A 14,334-nucleotide genomic window follows, 5' to 3' on the forward strand; every position below is an offset into this window, starting at 1 on the left:
ACGGCTGTCAATGACCCGTAACCCTGGGTGAGTTGGGGATGTTCCCCCGCCACAGGGAGGTGGCTGGAAGTGGCCGATTACGACGAAGACGAAGAGGAGCGCGGCTGCGGCGGCAAGGAGCCGGAACGCTCCGACAGTCTCCGCACCTTCGGCGCCGTTGTGAAGCAGCTGCGCAAGCGGGCTGGGTTAACGCAGGAGGTCTGGGCCGAGAAGTCCGGCTACTCGCTGAGCACTTGCGCGGGAGTTGAGCAGGGCCGCCGCTTTCCGCCCCCTCGGTTCGTCGAGCGAGCGGAACTGGAGCTTGATGCGGGCGGCGCACTGCGGGAGGCGTCGAAGCACCTGTCCCGAACGCATGGCATCGCCTCCTGGTTCCGCCAGTGGGCTCAGATGGAGCAGACGGCACTCAGCCTGTACACCTACGAGTGCCGAGTGATCCCTGGCCTGTTGCAGACGGAGGCGTACGCGAAAGCGGTGATGCGGCAGGTGCCGCCGACGCCTACGGCAGAGCAGTTCGAGGAACGGCTGGCGCTCCGGCTGGACCGGCAGGAGTTGCTGCACCGCAAGAAGCCCGTGATGTTCAGCTTCATCATCGAACAGGCCCTCCTGGAGCGGCGAACGGGTGGGGAGGAGGTCACAAGGGAGCTGCTGGACCACCTCATCGAGTGTGCCGGGCTGGACAATGTGGAGTTGCAGATCATGCCGCTGGTGCAGCCGGAACACGCCGGGTTGGACGGTCCGTTGCGGCTCTTGGAGACGCCTGAGCACCGGTGGTTCGCCTACTCCGAGGGCCAGCAAACGGGCCAACTAATCTCCGATCCCACAGCGCTCAGCAATTTGCACATGGTGTATGCAAAACTGCGCTCACAGGCTCTGACCCCGGCGGACTCTCTGAGCCTGCTGAAGCGAATGCGAGGAGCATTATGAGCAACCCAGCCGAGCTGAACTGGTTCAAAAGCAGCTACAGCGGCTCCCAGGGGGACGACTGTGTGGAGGTCGCACTGGACTGGGCCAAGAGCAGCTACAGCAGCGATGGTGCGGACGCCTGCGTTGAGGTGGCCACCACCCCCGCGTCGATCCACGTCCGCGACTCCAAGGACACCTCCATCCCCTCCCTCTCCATCGCCCCGACCGCATGGTCGGCGTTCATCGCGCACGCGGCCCGCGACTGAGGGCAGCGCAATGAGGCCCGCACCGATCGGTGCGGGCCTCCATGCTGCGGGTCAGTTCGGGTACCGCTCCAGCACCCGCGCCTCGGGGAAATCCGCCTCCCTCAGGAAGGCGGCGAGGGCGTCAGTGGTTTCGATGCCCTCCGGGGTACCGGTCTGCTCATTGCTGGCGAGCAGGAAGTAGCCGGGCTTGGGGGCGTTCTCGACCTCGCGGACCAGCCCCGCAAGGGTGCCGTTCGCCAGCCGGAAGACGAAGGTGTTCCAGGGGCCGAGGTCGTCCCAGGTGATTTCGGGGTCACCCCAGCGCCGGGTGGCTTCTTCCGTGTCCAGGTCGAGATACGCGACTTGCACGTTACGGTGCAGCAGCGAAGCGTCGACGCGCTTCATCGCCCGTCGTTCCCCTCCGCCCTCCCGCAACCGATGCCTCGGCATGTTCGCAGCACCTTCTGATTCCACCTGATTCCACGGACATCAAAGCTAATCGCTCGAATAGTTGAACGTGACCATCCACGCAGCTCGACGTCTGCCCGGTTCCCGATCGCGGACGAAAACGATCAGTTTGCCGAGGAGGTCGCTGCAGCTCCCTTGACAGGCCGGAGCTCGCGCTGGATTACTGGGCTCACCGAATGGTCGGTCGGTGTCCGCCGAGGAGCGGGAGGTCGCAGGTGGGGAACGGTACGGGAACCGAGTGCGGACCTGCGGAGGCGGTGCTCGGTGCCGACCGGGCCGCCGCCGCGCCGGGCAGCGGACCGGTCGAGGTGGGCGAAGGGTTTGCGGCCGTGCGAATGCGGATCACCGCCGAAACGGGGGCTCGGGGATGACGGACGAACTGCTCGATCCGGGCGAGGGGTTGAGCACCGACGAGCTGCGCCACCTGCAACTGCAGCGGCTGCAGACCACGCTGCGGCACGCGTACGAGGACGTGGAGCTGTACCGGAAGAAGTTCGACGCGGCAGGGGTGCGGCCCGAGGACTGCCGCACGCTGGACGACCTGGCGAAGTTCCCCTTCACGACCAAGGCGGATCTGCGCGACACGTACCCGTTCGGCATGTTCGGTGTGCCCATGGAGGAGGTGCGCCGTATTCACGCCTCCAGCGGCTCGACCGGGCGCCCGACGGTCGTCGGATACACTCAGCGCGATCTCGACACCTGGGCCGACCTGGTGGCGCGCTGTATCCGCGCTGCGGGCGGCCGGCCCGGGCACAAGGTGCATGTCTCGTACGGTTACGGGCTGTTCACCGGCGGACTGGGGGCGCACTACGGCGCCGAGCGCGCCGGCTGCACCGTCATTCCGGCATCCGGCGGGATGACGGCACGGCAGGTGCAGCTCATCCAGGATTTCCGGCCCGAGATCATCATGGTGACGCCCACCTACATGCTCACGCTCCTGGACGAGTTCGAACGGCAGGGCATCGATCCGCGCGGCACCTCGCTGCAAGTCGGCATCTTCGGGGCCGAGCCGTGGACGGAGGCGATGCGGCGGGAGATCGAGGAGCGGTTCGCCCTGCACGCGGTGGACATCTACGGGCTCTCGGAGGTGATGGGGCCGGGGGTGGCGCAGGAGTGCGTGGAGACCAAGGACGGCCTCCACCTGTGGGAGGACCACATCTACCCGGAGATCGTCGACCCGCTGGGGGAGGAGCCGTACGCCGCGGGGCAGCGGGGCGAACTGGTGCTGACGACGCTCACCAAGGAGGCGCTGCCCGTCATCCGCTACCGCACCCGCGATCTGACCCGGCTGCTCCCGGGCACGGCGCGCCCGGCGTTCCGCCGTATCGAGAAGATCACCGGCCGCAGCGACGACATGATCATCCTGCGCGGCGTCAACGTCTTCCCCAGCCAGATCGAGGAGATCGTCCTCGACATCCCCGCGGTGGCTCCGCACTTCCAGCTCCAGCTCACCCGGCACGGCCGACTGGACCACCTCACCGTCCTGGTGGAAGCCCGCCCCACGGCGACGACCGCGGAGCGGGAGGATGCGGCGGAAACCATTGTCCGCCGCGTCAAGGAGGGCATCGGCGTGACGGTTGAGGCCCGCGTTGTCGATCCGGAGACCATCGAGCGGTCAATCGGCAAGTTTCGCCGGATCCGGGATTTGCGCGGGTAGGGGCTGCCCCTGGCGCGTCTCCCTTGAGCGCTTGGGCAGTCTGCTCCCCCAAGCTCTTCGAGCAGGGGGTACCCCCAGGGCGCAGGGCTGGCAAGCGCAGCCCCCATGCCGGGTACGCAAGCGGATAAGCGCCGGCCCTCGCGGGGCGTCAGGTCGCTGAGGGCTTCAGCAGCGTTTTGACCATGCCGTCTTCCTTGCGCTGAAACGTGCCGTAGGCACCCGGCGCCTTTTCCAGAGGAAGCGAGTGGGTCGCGAAGTGGTCGACGCCCAGCGGGTCCTCGTCGCTCAGCAGCGGGAGGATGTCGTCCACCCAGTTACGCACGTTCGCCTGGCCCATACGCAGCTGGATCTGCTTGTCGAACAGCTTCAGCATCGGCAGCGGGTCGTTGGCACCCCCGTAGATGCCGGAGACCGAGACGGTGCCGCCGCGCCGTACGACGTCGAACGCCGCGTTCAGCGCTGCCAGCCGGTCGATCCCGGCGCGCTGCATCATCTTGGCGCCCAGCGCATCCGGCAACAGGCCGACCGCCTGGTGCGCGGCCTTGGCCAGCGGCGCGCCGTGCGCCTCCATGCCGACCGCGTCGATGGCCGCGTCGGTGCCCCGACCGTCCGTCAACTCCCGTACAGCGGCGCCAAGATCGTGATGCTCGCGCAGGTCCAGGGTGTGTACGCCGTGCGCGCGGGCCCGCTCCAGGCGGTCGGGCACCAGATCCACGCCGATGACCAGCTCGGCGCCCTGGTGCAGTGCGATCCTGGTCGCCATGTCGCCGATGGGGCCCAGCCCCAGCACGGTGACGCTGCCGCCCTTGGGGATGTCGGCATAGGCCACCGCCTGCCACGCGGTCGGCAGCACGTCGGACAGATACACGAACCGCTCGTCCGGCGGCCCGTCCGGCACCTTCACCGGCAGATGGTTGCCGAACGGCACCCGCATGAACTCCGCCTGGCCGCCCGGCACCTGGCCGTACAACTTGCTGTAGCCGAACAGCGCGCCGCCGCTGTCGTACTCGCGTACCTGCGTGGTTTCGCACTGCGACTGGAGCCCCTGTCGGCACATCCAGCACGTGCCGCAGCTGACGTTGAACGGTACGACCACCCGGTCCCCGGGGGAGAGCTCCGCGACTTCGGGCCCGACCTCCTCGACCACCCCCATCGGCTCGTGCCCCAGGATGTCGCCCTCGGCGAGGAATGGCCCCAGCACCTCGTACAGGTGGAGGTCCGATCCGCAGATCCCGCTTGTGGTGATCCGCAGAATGATGTCGTCCGGCTCCGTGATTTCCGGATCAGGCACCGTCTCGACGCTGACGTTCCGCTTACCTTGATAGGTGACAGCTCGCATGTGTCCTCCAGGTTCTTTGCGGGCGGGGTTCGGCGGCCCTCCGCAGCGAGGGAGAAAATCTTCCCGCCGGAACGGTGGCGCGCCACGATGGCGAGGGTCCGGCGGAACGTGCGACGGCCGCAGCCACTACGCACGTGTCTGGTTCAACCGCTGCGCTGCCCGGTCGTTGAGCGCGCTGACCGCGGACTGCCAGCGCGAGCGGCCCTCCCGGCCGGAGTCGTCCGGTTCGGGCATCAGCCGGGAGACCAACTCGTTGGTGCGGGTGACCAGGGTCGGGGCGACCCCGTACGCCTTGGCACCCAAGTGCGCCGCAGGCGTCAGCACCACCCGCGTCCGGCGCTGCTCGAGCGCCCGGACGATGCGCTCGGCGGCGCGCAGCGCGTCCATGGACAGGCCGGGCAGCCCGGCGAGGGTGGCGAACCAGGCGAACTCCTTGCCCTCGTCGCCGGACAGCTCCACCTGGCGGTGCGAACCCGTCCGCATCAGGCCCGGATGGACGGCGGTGACGCTGACCCCGTGCTCGGCCTGCTCGGCGTGCAGCCCGTCCGCGAGTGCCGCGACGGCGGACTTCGCGCACGAGTACGGCAGCAGATGCGGCACCGGCAGCAGTCCGCCCACCGAGCCGATCACCCCCAGCCGTCCGCCCGCCGGGCTGTCCCGCAGATGCGGGAGCGACTCCATCGCGGTGTGCAGCGAGCCGAAGAACATCGTCTCCATCGCGCTGCGGAAGGCCTCGGTGCCCGACTCCTCCGCGGGCCCCACCTGGATGTTCCCGGCGTTGGCGATCACCACGTCGAGGCCCCGCTGGTCGGTCGCGGTGCTCTCCACCAGCTCATGGACGGCCGCCCGGTCGGTCACGTCGCACACCCGTCTGGTCACGGTGGTGCCGCGTGCCCTGCGGCGCAGCAGTCCGACGGCGCGGTCCAGCTCTTCCTCATCCCGCGCCGCGACAGTCACGTCGCAGCGCCGCTCCACGCACTGCCGGGCCAGCAGCAGCCCCAGCCCTCGTGAGCCGCCTGTCACCAGCACCGACAGATCCGAGAGTGTGTCCATGCCCGCTCTCCTTCGGACGGAGGTGTCGGTACCCGGCGGTTCCCCGCATGCTCCGTGTCACACCCGTCGCAGGCAGTGGGACGGTGCGAGTGTGCGAGAGGAAGTGGAGGTACCCGAGGGGGGAGAGCGACCAAGGAGCAGCACACATGCAGATCGGTTACAAGCTCGCCACCGAGCAGTACGGTCCCCAGGAACTGATCCGCCAGGCCATCGCCGCCGAGGCCGCCGGATTCGACTTCGTCGAGATGAGCGACCACTACCATCCGTGGCTGGACGACCAGGGCCACTCCGCCTTCACCTGGAGCGTGCTCGGCGCCGTCGCCGCCAAGACGGAGCGCATCCGGCTGGTCACCGGTGTCACCTGCCCCAGCATGCGCTACCACCCGGCCATCGTCGCCCAGGCCGCCGCGACGATGGCACTCGTCTCCGAGGGCCGTTTCGTACTCGGCGTCGGCTCCGGGGAACGTTTGAACGAGCACGTGATCGGGACCGGCTGGCCCGCCGTATCCGAACGGCACACCAGGTTCCGCGAGGCCCTGGAGATCATCCGGCTGCTGTGGCAGGGCGGCTACCGCTCCTACGAGGGCAAGTACCTCCGCCTCGAGGACGCCCGCGTCTTCGACCTGCCTCCCGAACCGCCACTGATGGCGGTCGCCGCCAGCGGCCCCGCCTCCTGCCGGATCGCGGCCGAACTCGGCGACGCGCTCTTCGCCACCGAGGAGAAACCCGAGATCGTGCGCCACTACCGCGAGGCGGGCGGCACCGGGCCCGGCTATGCCGAGGTGCCGATGGCCTGGGCGGAGGGCGAGAGCGAGGGCGCCCAGTCGGCGCTCAAGTACTTCCGCTGGGCGCTGGCCGGCTGGAAGGTGATGAGCGAACTCCCCAACCCGGTCAACTTCGAGGCCGCCACGGCGCAGGTCCGCGAGGAGGACATCCGGCAGCGCTTCGCCTGCGGCAACGACCCGCAGCGCTACCTGGAGGTCGCCAAGCCCTTCGCGGAGGCCGGCTACGACCGTCTGGTCCTGATGAACGCGGGCCCGGACCCCAGGGGCTTCCTGGACTTCTGCGACGCGGAACTGATCGGACGCCTCAAGCGCGGCGAATAACCGGTTGCGCGGGCCGCGGCCCTGCGCTGGGGTACCGGAGGACCCAACTGACGCCCCCGAAGGGACCCCTCGTGGCGCGAGCCGTGACCCTGATCCGCTCCCGAACCCTCTCCGATGTGGCCGAGTACGCCTACGCGGCCTCGGCACCGCCCGAAGCCCGTCTGATCTTCCTCGCGGGGGCCTGTCCGCTGGCCGCCGACGGCACCGTCACCCCCGTGGGCGACTACGCGGGCCAGGCGGCCCGGGCGGTGGACAACCTGCGCACCGCCCTCGGCGAGGCGGGCGCGGACCTCCAGGACCTGATCAGCACCAGGGTGCTGGTCGCCTCCAGCCGGCAGGAAGACCTGGTGGCGGCCTGGGAGGTCTACCGCGACGCCATGGGCGCCCACGACGTCCCCAGCACACTGATGGGCGTCACCGTACTCGGCTACACCGATCAGCTGGTCGAGATCGAGGCGATAGCGGCAGTACGCGACTGACCAGGCGCGCCCCACTTCGCTGCGCACCCGGCGCGGGGGCTGCGCTTGCCAGCCCTGCGCCTCTGGCGCAGACCTCCCAAGCACAGCAGGGGGCGCGCCCCGTAAGGGGCGCGGGGAACTGCGCGACCAGCCACGACGCACCCGCAGCCGGGGTGGTGCTCAGCCAGGCAACTGGAACGGCACCGTGTTCCAAGGCCCGGCCGGGGCCCGCAGCAGCGCGCGGTGCGCGACCAGCACCTCGGTGTACCACTCGCCGAACCGCTCCTCGTCGAAGTGCAGACAGCGGCCCATCACATACGCCGCCGAGAACTCCGCCCAGGAGCGGTACGTGCTCCGCACACCCGCGCTGACCCGCTCGATCGCGTCGTACATCTCGGCGCGGGTCGCATAGCGGGCGCCACGGCCCCAGCGGGCCATCTTGGAGGCCCGGCCCAGGTCCCAGGCCGCGATCGTACGGACCACCTCGTCGGGGCCGAGCAGTTCGTCGGCGCGGAACCGGGCCTCGTAGCGCAGGACCTTGCCGACCAGTTCGCGCATGTCCGCGATGAACGTCTCGAACTCCGGCCCGGGCGGCGCGTCGATGACGTGCCGCAGTGTCGCCTCGACGCTGTCCCGCCACAGCCCCGCGTCCACCGGGCCGCGACCGCCGTGCTCCTTCTGCAGCGCGATCCGGGCACCCAGCACGAAGTCCCAGAACCAGGGGCTGATCTCGCACTCCAGCAGCCGCTGCTGGGTCTCCAGCCAGTCCTCCCTGCTGCTGACTCCCCAGCTCTCCTCCAGCCGCTCGACCTCGGCGCTGTAGCCGGCGCCGTGCCAGTCCAGGGTGTTCCACGGGTCGCCGTTGCCGTAGCACAGGTGGGCCCCGCAGGCCAGGCCGTGCAGCAACGGGCCCTGCTCCGGGGCCCCGGTGCGGCGGGTGACGAGCCGGTCGGTGAGCGCGTGCGGGTCGAACAGCTCCTCGTGCAGGTCCGACCACACCTCCCGCTCCTCGTCGTCCACCTGGAACATCTCCTGGCAGGGCGTCGCCGCGTTGACGACCAGCACATCCACCTCGGGCGGCAGGATGTCGGCGAGGGTGCCCAGCGTGATGAACTCGTATACGACGTACGGGTGCGGGCGGGGCAGCACGCCGTCGGTGTAGACCTGGGTGATGGTCCTGGCGATGCCGTCGGAACCGGTGATCTCGCTGGTGAGCACCTGCCGCTCGGCGGGGTTCCGGTCGGCCTGCTCGATCGGCACCGGATGGTAGACGCCGTGCTCGGCGAGGACGCGCAGATAGGTGTAGCTCTCGTCGACCTCGTGCAGTTTGTACAGCCGCCGCTCCAGATCGGCCGGGGCCTTCCAACAGCCTTCGTCACCCTCGTACTCGATCACGGGGAAGATGTCGTCGTGATCGTCCTGCTCGCCTACCGCGTACACCCTCGCGCCCCGTTCCCGGCCCCGCCGTTCCCGCGCCGAGGCCCTGACCATGATCGAACGGTCACGCTACCGCTCTTGGCGGGGTGGCCGGACGCCGGGGCGGATCTTCCCTCCCGTCTGTTACGCCCAAAGCGGCTGGATACCCACCACGCTCAGCAGCGCCAGCTTCTCCGCCGCGTCCGTACCCGGCGCCGCCGTGTAGAGCACCACCCGCAGATCGCTGTCGGGCGCTACCAGGACATCGCAGTCCAGCACGATCGCGCCGGCTTCCGGATGGTCCACCGTCTTGGTGTCCATGGTGTGCCTGCCGACCGTGCCGTCCTCCCACAGCTGCCGGAACGCGGGGCTGCGCTGCGAAAGTTCGGCGACCAGGCCGTGCAGTCCGGGGTCGGACGGATAGCGGGCGGTCGCCGCGCGCAGGTCGGCCACCGCAGCCACCTCGAATCGCGCCGCCTGCTCGGCGGTGTGCCGTACTCGCGTGGGCCGCCCGGTGAAGTGCTGCCACAGGACGTTGAGTTCCCGCCCGCGCAGTGGCGACGGGTCACCCATCAACGCGGCGAACAGCGAGTTCCACTCCAGCAGCGTCCACGCCGCGTCGTAGACGCTGACCGGCGTGCCCGCCAGCTGTTCCAGCAGCCGTCGCACGCCCGGCGACAGCCGGCTGGGCAGCTGTCCGCTGTCCGGCAGCACGCGGCCCCCCAGGAGGAAGAGGTGACGCCGCTCGTCCTCCGACAGCCGCAGCGCCCGCGCCAGCGCCGCGAGCACCTGTCCGGACGGCGAGGCGGCCCGGCCCTGCTCCAGCCGTACGACGTAGTCCACCGAGATGCCCGCGAGCCCGGCCAGCTCCTCGCGCCGCAGCCCGGCCGCTCTGCGCGCCCGGCCCGTGGGCAGCCCGGAGTCGGCAGGGTCCGCCCGGTCCCGCCACCGCCGCAACGTGCGGCCCAGCTCGCTCATGCGTCCAGTCTGCGGGCCGGACGGTGGAGGGCAAGGGCTGGTCCTGGTACTGCTTTTCCCAGGAAGAACCGGCTACTCCCGGTGATCGCCGCCCCGCACCAGGGTGGGAGCCATGAGCAACACACCGACAACACCGACCGGCCCGATCACTTTGATCACCGGCGCCACCCGGGGCCTCGGTCTGGAGACGGCCCGCCGGCTGCATGCCCTGGGCCACATCGTCTACCTCGGGGCCCGCGACCCGGAACGCGGCGAGCGCGCGGCACGCGAGACGGGCGGGCGCCTGCTGCCGCTCGACGTCACCAGCGAGGAGTCCGTACGAGCCGCCGCCGAACTGCTCGGCGCACGCGAGCAGCACCTGGACGTCCTCGTCAACAACGCGGGCGTCCCCGGAGCTGTCATGACGGCCGAGGAGACGACGGCCGCCGACATGAGCACGGTCTACGACACCAACGTCTTCGGCGTCGTCCGCACCACCCGCGCCTTCCTGCCGCTGCTGCGCGCTTCGCGGGCACCCGTGGTGGTGAACGTCAGCAGCGGGCTGGGCTGCATCGGGGCCGTGGGCGACCCGAAGGTCCGCGAGGTCGCCGTGCCCGACTGGCTGCCGGCGCTCACCTATGCCTCGTCGAAGGCCGCCCTGAACATGCTCACGGCCCAGTACGCGCACGCCCTGCCCGGCTTCCGGATCAACGCCGTCGACCCCGGCTTCACCGCCACCGACTTCAACGGCCACAGCGGTCGGCGGACGGTCTCCGAGGGCGCCGAGATCATCGTGCGGATGGCCCGCGTCGGTCCGGACGGTCCCACCGGCGGCTACTTCGCCGACCACGGAGCACTGCCGTGGTGAGCGGCCGGGGGACGCCCAACGTGACCCGTGTCGAGCTCGTCCACGACCTCGTCTGCGCCCGCTCCTACCTGGGCTTCACCCGGCTGCGGCGGGCAGTCGAGCGCCACCGCGCGGAGGGCGGCGCGGCCGAACTCGTCCTGCGCCCGTCCCGGATCCGGCCTGAGGCATCGGCCGAGGGCGAGCCGCTGTTCGAGGTGCACCGCCGCGAGCGTGGCGAGGAGATCGCCCGCGCCATCCGCGCGGACCGCACCCTGGGCGCCGCCGACGGTCTCACCTTCCGCTTCGACCGTGCGGTCTTCACCAACACCTACGCGGCCCACCACCTGACGGCCCAGGCCGCCACCCAGGGTCGCGCGCTCCGGATGGCCGCCCGCCTCTTCCGCGCCTACTTCACCGACGGCCTGCATATCGCCGACCCCACGGTGCTGGCCGGGCTGGCAGCCGAGGAGGGCGTACGGCAGGAACCGGATCTCCGCGACGAGCTCGACGCCGAGCTGGCCCTCACCCAGCCCCTCGGCAGCCCGACCGGCCCGGTCTTCCTCGTCGCGGGCCACCAAGTCCTCCACGAGGAGCCGACGGAGGACGAACTGCTGGCTTTCCTGAGGGAGGGCAGACGCGCCCCGTAAGGGGCGCGGGGAACTGCGCGATCGGCCACAACCAACCCGCATCCCGCAAGCTTCAGGAAGCGTCACCCCCTCACCGGGGCAACGAAGGGGCCTCATACTGGGGGCGGCGGCCAAGGGCCCGCCGGTGGCGGTCGACGGCGGCCAGTTGGACGACCTCCCGCAGGACGCCCAACCGGCCGCGGGCCAGCAGTCGGCCAACGGCCGCGAGCAGCCGGGGCCGGGTCAGGATGTCGGTGGGTCTCGCCCGATGGTTGACCATCTCGAAGAGACCGTCGGCCACGCCCGCGCGACGCATCCCGCGCAGCACCTCGGGCAGGACGGCGGGCAGCGGTGCGAGGCTGCCGATGTCGGTCGCGAACCAGTACGGCTCCACGAACTCCGCGTCCCGCCAGGCGCCCCAGCGGCGTAGTGCCTCGTCCAGCTCTGCCGCGTCTCCGCCGCCCCCGCCGAGTTGCCCAGTGACGGTCTCCGCCAGCCGAGCCGCCTGGAGGAAGGCATCGCCGATGCCACGTCCTGCTGTCGGGTCCTTGAAGTGGCCCGCGTCGCCCACCAGCACCCAGCCGGGGCCGGTCGGTTCGCGGAAGTATCCCTTCCAGTGGGTCGTCCCGTGCGGCTCGCCGACCAGCCGGGCGCCGGCCAGCGCCTTGGCCACCGGCTCGGAGGCCCGTGCGTACTCCAGCAGGCTGCCGGGCAGTCCGGCGCGGAACTCGCGCAGCCGGGCCGGGTCGACCCCCACCTGCACCTGGTAGAGCCCGTCGTCGGTGGGCAGACCGAGCACCACGCGGTCGGCCCAGCGGTGGAAGACGAAGGTCGGATCCCCGATCTCGGCGTCCGCGAAGTAGCTCCAGAACAGGGCGAACTGGTTGGGCGTCACATGGTAGGAACGGGCGCCCGCCAGCCGCGCGACGGTGGAGGCGCGGCCGTCGGCGCCCACCACCAGCCGGGCCCGCAGCACCCGCTCCTCCCCGGCGCCGCCCCGGGGCGCCGTCCCGGTGCCGCTCCGGGATTCCCCGTCCCCCGTGGCAGTGGAGACCCGGACTCCCGTCACCCTGCCGTCCTCCGCCCTGACCAGGTCCGTCACCGCGGTACGGGTCAGCAGCGCGGCGCCCGCGTCCTGGGCGGCCCTGACGAGTACGGGGTCGAGCCGGAAGCGGCGCACCGACATCACTCCGCCGGGATCGCCCGGGCGCACCGGCCAGGTCGCGGGCCAGCGCACATCGCCCACACGCGCGTCGGCCCGCGCGATCATCGGGGCACCCGTCGCGCGCAGCTCGTCCAGCACGCCGAGCGAGTCGAGGAAGGCCAGCGCGTCGGCCTCGAAGACATGGGTCGAGGGGGTGTCGGAGGGCAGCTCCGCCTTCTCCACCAGGCAGACCTCGAACCCCTCCCGGGCCAGCAGCGTCGCCAGCGGTGCCCCCGCGCATCTGGCCCCGACCACGACCACGTCGTACTGCTCGTCACTGCTGCTCATCGCTGCCCCTCGCGTTTCGTCCGCGTGCTGCGCGTGCCGTAGCCGGACCAGTAACCTAGTCGTTGCTAGGTTCATCTGGTCCGACTAAACCTAAGGATCGCTAGGTTGTCAACCGACAAGCCCCGCAAGCGGATGAGCGCGGAGCAGCGCCGTACCGTCATCGAGGAGGCAGCCACCGAGGTCTTCGCCGCGCACGGCTACCAGCGCGCCTCGATGGAGGAGATCGCCCGCCGCTCCGGCGTCTCCGTGCCCGTCGTCTACGACCACTTCTCCTCCAAGCGCCAGCTCCATCGCCGCCTGCTGGAACGGCACTTCGCCGACCTGCGCCGACTGTGGCGCGAGCGGCTCCCCGACCCCGGCTCGGGCGGTGCGCCGGAGGAACTGGGCACCGAGGAGGTGTCCCGGGCCTTCGACGCCTGGTTCCGCTACATCGAAACCCACCCCTACGCATGGCGGATGCTCTTCCGCGACACCACGGGGGACGCCGCGGTCCGCGCCGACCACCAGGCCGTCATCGCCGAGAGCCGCGACGCGCTGCTCCCCTTCTTCGCCCGGCTGGTCGGCATCCCCCTCCACGAGGACCCCGACAGGGCCCCCGATGAAGAGACCCGGATCGAGGCGGAGATGGCCTGGGAGGTGTGCCGCAGCGTGCTCCAGGGGCTGGCCCTGTGGTGGCACGAACGCTCCGAAGTCCCCCGCGAAAAGGTGGTGTCGGCCGCGGTCGACGCCGTGTGGACCGGCTTCGAGCGCTCCCGTGTCACCCGGAAGCGGCCCTGAGCGGGACACGATCGACATGGCAGGATGGAACTGCCGTGCACGTTCGGTCGGTTGCAGCGCGCGACCCGGTAGCAGGAGGGGGCAGGATGAGCAGTCTCAACAAAGGGATCGGCAAGGTGGAGGTCACCCTCAAATGGGACCCCAGCGCCATGGGGGAGCCGCCGCACGACCTCGACATCGTGGCCGCCACGTACACCGCGGACGCCCCCTACGGTGAGCCCGCCTACCTCGTTCACTTCGACAGCCGCTCGCCGGACGGCACCATCACCCTGAACCGGGACAGCAAGACGGGCCAAGGGTTCGGCTCCGACGAGGTGATGATCCTCGAACTGGAGCGCCTGGCAGACAACTACGCACGGGTCGTCGTGGGGGTCGCCATCCAGCAGGGCGAGGGCCGCAAGACGTTCGACCAGGTGCCCAATACAGCGGTGCAGATCCGCGAGGGCTACGAGGAGCTGTCCACGACCGACTTCTCCGGCGTCGCGCGCTCCACGGCGGCGACGGTCGCCGAGTTCGTCCGGGGCGACAGCGGGGAATGGCACCACACCGTCGTGCTCCGCGGCTATGACGGCGCCCCCGAAGACTTCGCCTCCCACATGGGCATCCCGGAACAGCGCCAGCCCTGACCCCCGCGCCGCGCCGTGCCGCGTCGCGCTGTGCCGCGCCGCCCCACGCTGCGCGTGCTGCGCTGCGCCGCCCCACGCTGCGCGTGCTGCGCTGCGCTGCAGCAGTGCGTTGCTGTGCTGTGCTGTGCTTGGGAGGTCTGCGCCTGGGGGTACCCCCTGCTCGAAGAGCTTGGGGGAGCAGGGCTGGCAAGCGCAGCGCACCGGCCCGCACCCGGCGACGATGCGCCAGCCCCTGCGAGGGGCGGCCGCCGCCCGGGTGCGGGCCGTTTCGTTGCCGTCTGCGGCCCGGTGGCCGCTGCGCTTGCCCACCCTGCGCCCTGGGGGTACCCCCTGCTCGAAGAGCTTGGGGGAGCAGACTGCCCAA

Annotated in this window: 15 protein-coding genes; 9 read left to right on the plus strand and 6 right to left on the minus strand. The window is 70.6% G+C overall.

Features of this window, described 5'->3' with window-relative positions; all coding sequences use genetic code 11:
- Nucleotides 1-69: 69 nt before the first annotated feature.
- Entirely contained in the window at nucleotides 70-924 is an 855-nt protein-coding gene (locus tag ACTWQF_RS06505; RefSeq protein ID WP_443277942.1) for a helix-turn-helix domain-containing protein, read from the plus strand.
- A complete protein-coding gene (locus ACTWQF_RS06510) occupies nucleotides 921-1,169 on the plus strand; it encodes a DUF397 domain-containing protein (RefSeq protein WP_443277944.1) in 249 nt (82 codons plus the stop codon). The genes ACTWQF_RS06505 and ACTWQF_RS06510 overlap by 4 nt, the downstream gene beginning before the upstream one ends.
- A 51-nt stretch (nucleotides 1,170-1,220) precedes the next feature.
- On the opposite strand, the gene ACTWQF_RS06515 is transcribed toward ACTWQF_RS06510, so the two are convergent.
- Nucleotides 1,221-1,553, minus strand: a complete 333-nt coding sequence (locus ACTWQF_RS06515; protein ID WP_443277946.1) for a hypothetical protein — start codon at nucleotides 1,551-1,553, stop codon at nucleotides 1,221-1,223.
- Between the two features lie 430 nt (nucleotides 1,554-1,983).
- Between ACTWQF_RS06515 and paaK the strand changes: the two genes are divergently transcribed.
- On the plus strand, nucleotides 1,984-3,273 hold the full coding sequence (gene paaK, locus ACTWQF_RS06520) for a phenylacetate--CoA ligase PaaK (protein ID WP_443277948.1): 1,290 nt from the start codon (nucleotides 1,984-1,986) through the stop codon (nucleotides 3,271-3,273).
- Between the two features lie 148 nt (nucleotides 3,274-3,421).
- Here the strand turns inward: paaK and ACTWQF_RS06525 are convergent, their stop codons facing one another.
- Nucleotides 3,422-4,612, minus strand: a complete 1,191-nt coding sequence (locus ACTWQF_RS06525; protein WP_443277950.1) for a zinc-dependent alcohol dehydrogenase — start codon at nucleotides 4,610-4,612, stop codon at nucleotides 3,422-3,424.
- 126 nt (nucleotides 4,613-4,738) lie between these two features.
- A complete protein-coding gene (locus tag ACTWQF_RS06530) occupies nucleotides 4,739-5,665 on the minus strand; it encodes an SDR family NAD(P)-dependent oxidoreductase (RefSeq protein ID WP_443277952.1) in 927 nt (308 codons plus the stop codon).
- A gap of 146 nt (nucleotides 5,666-5,811) precedes the next feature.
- Here ACTWQF_RS06530 and ACTWQF_RS06535 point away from each other — a divergent pair, with 146 nt between their 5' ends.
- Both ACTWQF_RS06535 and ACTWQF_RS06540 read left to right on the plus strand, forming a co-directional pair.
- A complete protein-coding gene (locus tag ACTWQF_RS06535; protein WP_443277954.1) occupies nucleotides 5,812-6,771 on the plus strand; it encodes a TIGR03557 family F420-dependent LLM class oxidoreductase in 960 nt (319 codons plus the stop codon).
- Between the two features lie 71 nt (nucleotides 6,772-6,842).
- Nucleotides 6,843-7,250: a RidA family protein gene (locus ACTWQF_RS06540; protein ID WP_443277956.1), complete on the plus strand. Its 408-nt coding sequence runs from the start codon at nucleotides 6,843-6,845 to the stop codon at nucleotides 7,248-7,250.
- A gap of 159 nt (nucleotides 7,251-7,409) precedes the next feature.
- Here the strand turns inward: ACTWQF_RS06540 and ACTWQF_RS06545 are convergent, their stop codons facing one another.
- Both ACTWQF_RS06545 and ACTWQF_RS06550 read right to left on the minus strand, forming a co-directional pair.
- Nucleotides 7,410-8,720 (minus strand): DUF1266 domain-containing protein, encoded by a 1,311-nt coding sequence (locus ACTWQF_RS06545; RefSeq protein WP_443277958.1) that lies wholly within the window; start codon nucleotides 8,718-8,720, stop codon nucleotides 7,410-7,412.
- Between the two features lie 69 nt (nucleotides 8,721-8,789).
- The gene (locus ACTWQF_RS06550; RefSeq protein WP_443277960.1) at nucleotides 8,790-9,623 is read right to left on the minus strand and encodes a helix-turn-helix transcriptional regulator; all 834 of its coding nucleotides are present in this window, start codon (nucleotides 9,621-9,623) and stop codon (nucleotides 8,790-8,792) included.
- Between the two features lie 112 nt (nucleotides 9,624-9,735).
- Here ACTWQF_RS06550 and ACTWQF_RS06555 point away from each other — a divergent pair, with 112 nt between their 5' ends.
- Together ACTWQF_RS06555 and ACTWQF_RS06560 are read left to right on the plus strand one after the other, a co-directional pair.
- The gene (locus ACTWQF_RS06555) at nucleotides 9,736-10,470 is read left to right on the plus strand and encodes an SDR family NAD(P)-dependent oxidoreductase (protein ID WP_443277962.1); all 735 of its coding nucleotides are present in this window, start codon (nucleotides 9,736-9,738) and stop codon (nucleotides 10,468-10,470) included.
- Between the two features lie 20 nt (nucleotides 10,471-10,490).
- Entirely contained in the window at nucleotides 10,491-11,096 is a 606-nt protein-coding gene (locus tag ACTWQF_RS06560; protein WP_443277964.1) for a DsbA family oxidoreductase, read from the plus strand.
- Between the two features lie 70 nt (nucleotides 11,097-11,166).
- On the opposite strand, the gene ACTWQF_RS06565 is transcribed toward ACTWQF_RS06560, so the two are convergent.
- Nucleotides 11,167-12,567 (minus strand): NAD(P)/FAD-dependent oxidoreductase, encoded by a 1,401-nt coding sequence (locus ACTWQF_RS06565; protein ID WP_443277966.1) that lies wholly within the window; start codon nucleotides 12,565-12,567, stop codon nucleotides 11,167-11,169.
- A gap of 105 nt (nucleotides 12,568-12,672) precedes the next feature.
- On the opposite strand from ACTWQF_RS06565, the gene ACTWQF_RS06570 reads away from it, so the two are divergent.
- Nucleotides 12,673-13,344: a TetR/AcrR family transcriptional regulator gene (locus ACTWQF_RS06570; protein ID WP_443277968.1), complete on the plus strand. Its 672-nt coding sequence runs from the start codon at nucleotides 12,673-12,675 to the stop codon at nucleotides 13,342-13,344.
- An 86-nt stretch (nucleotides 13,345-13,430) separates the two neighbouring features.
- Nucleotides 13,431-13,970 (plus strand): TerD family protein, encoded by a 540-nt coding sequence (locus ACTWQF_RS06575; protein WP_443277970.1) that lies wholly within the window; start codon nucleotides 13,431-13,433, stop codon nucleotides 13,968-13,970.
- The last annotated feature ends 364 nt before the right edge of the window (nucleotides 13,971-14,334 follow it).

Origin of the sequence: Streptomyces sp. 8N114, assembly GCF_052245835.1 — a bacterium.
In the GTDB taxonomy this organism is placed as follows: Bacteria; Actinomycetota; Actinomycetes; order Streptomycetales; family Streptomycetaceae; genus Streptomyces.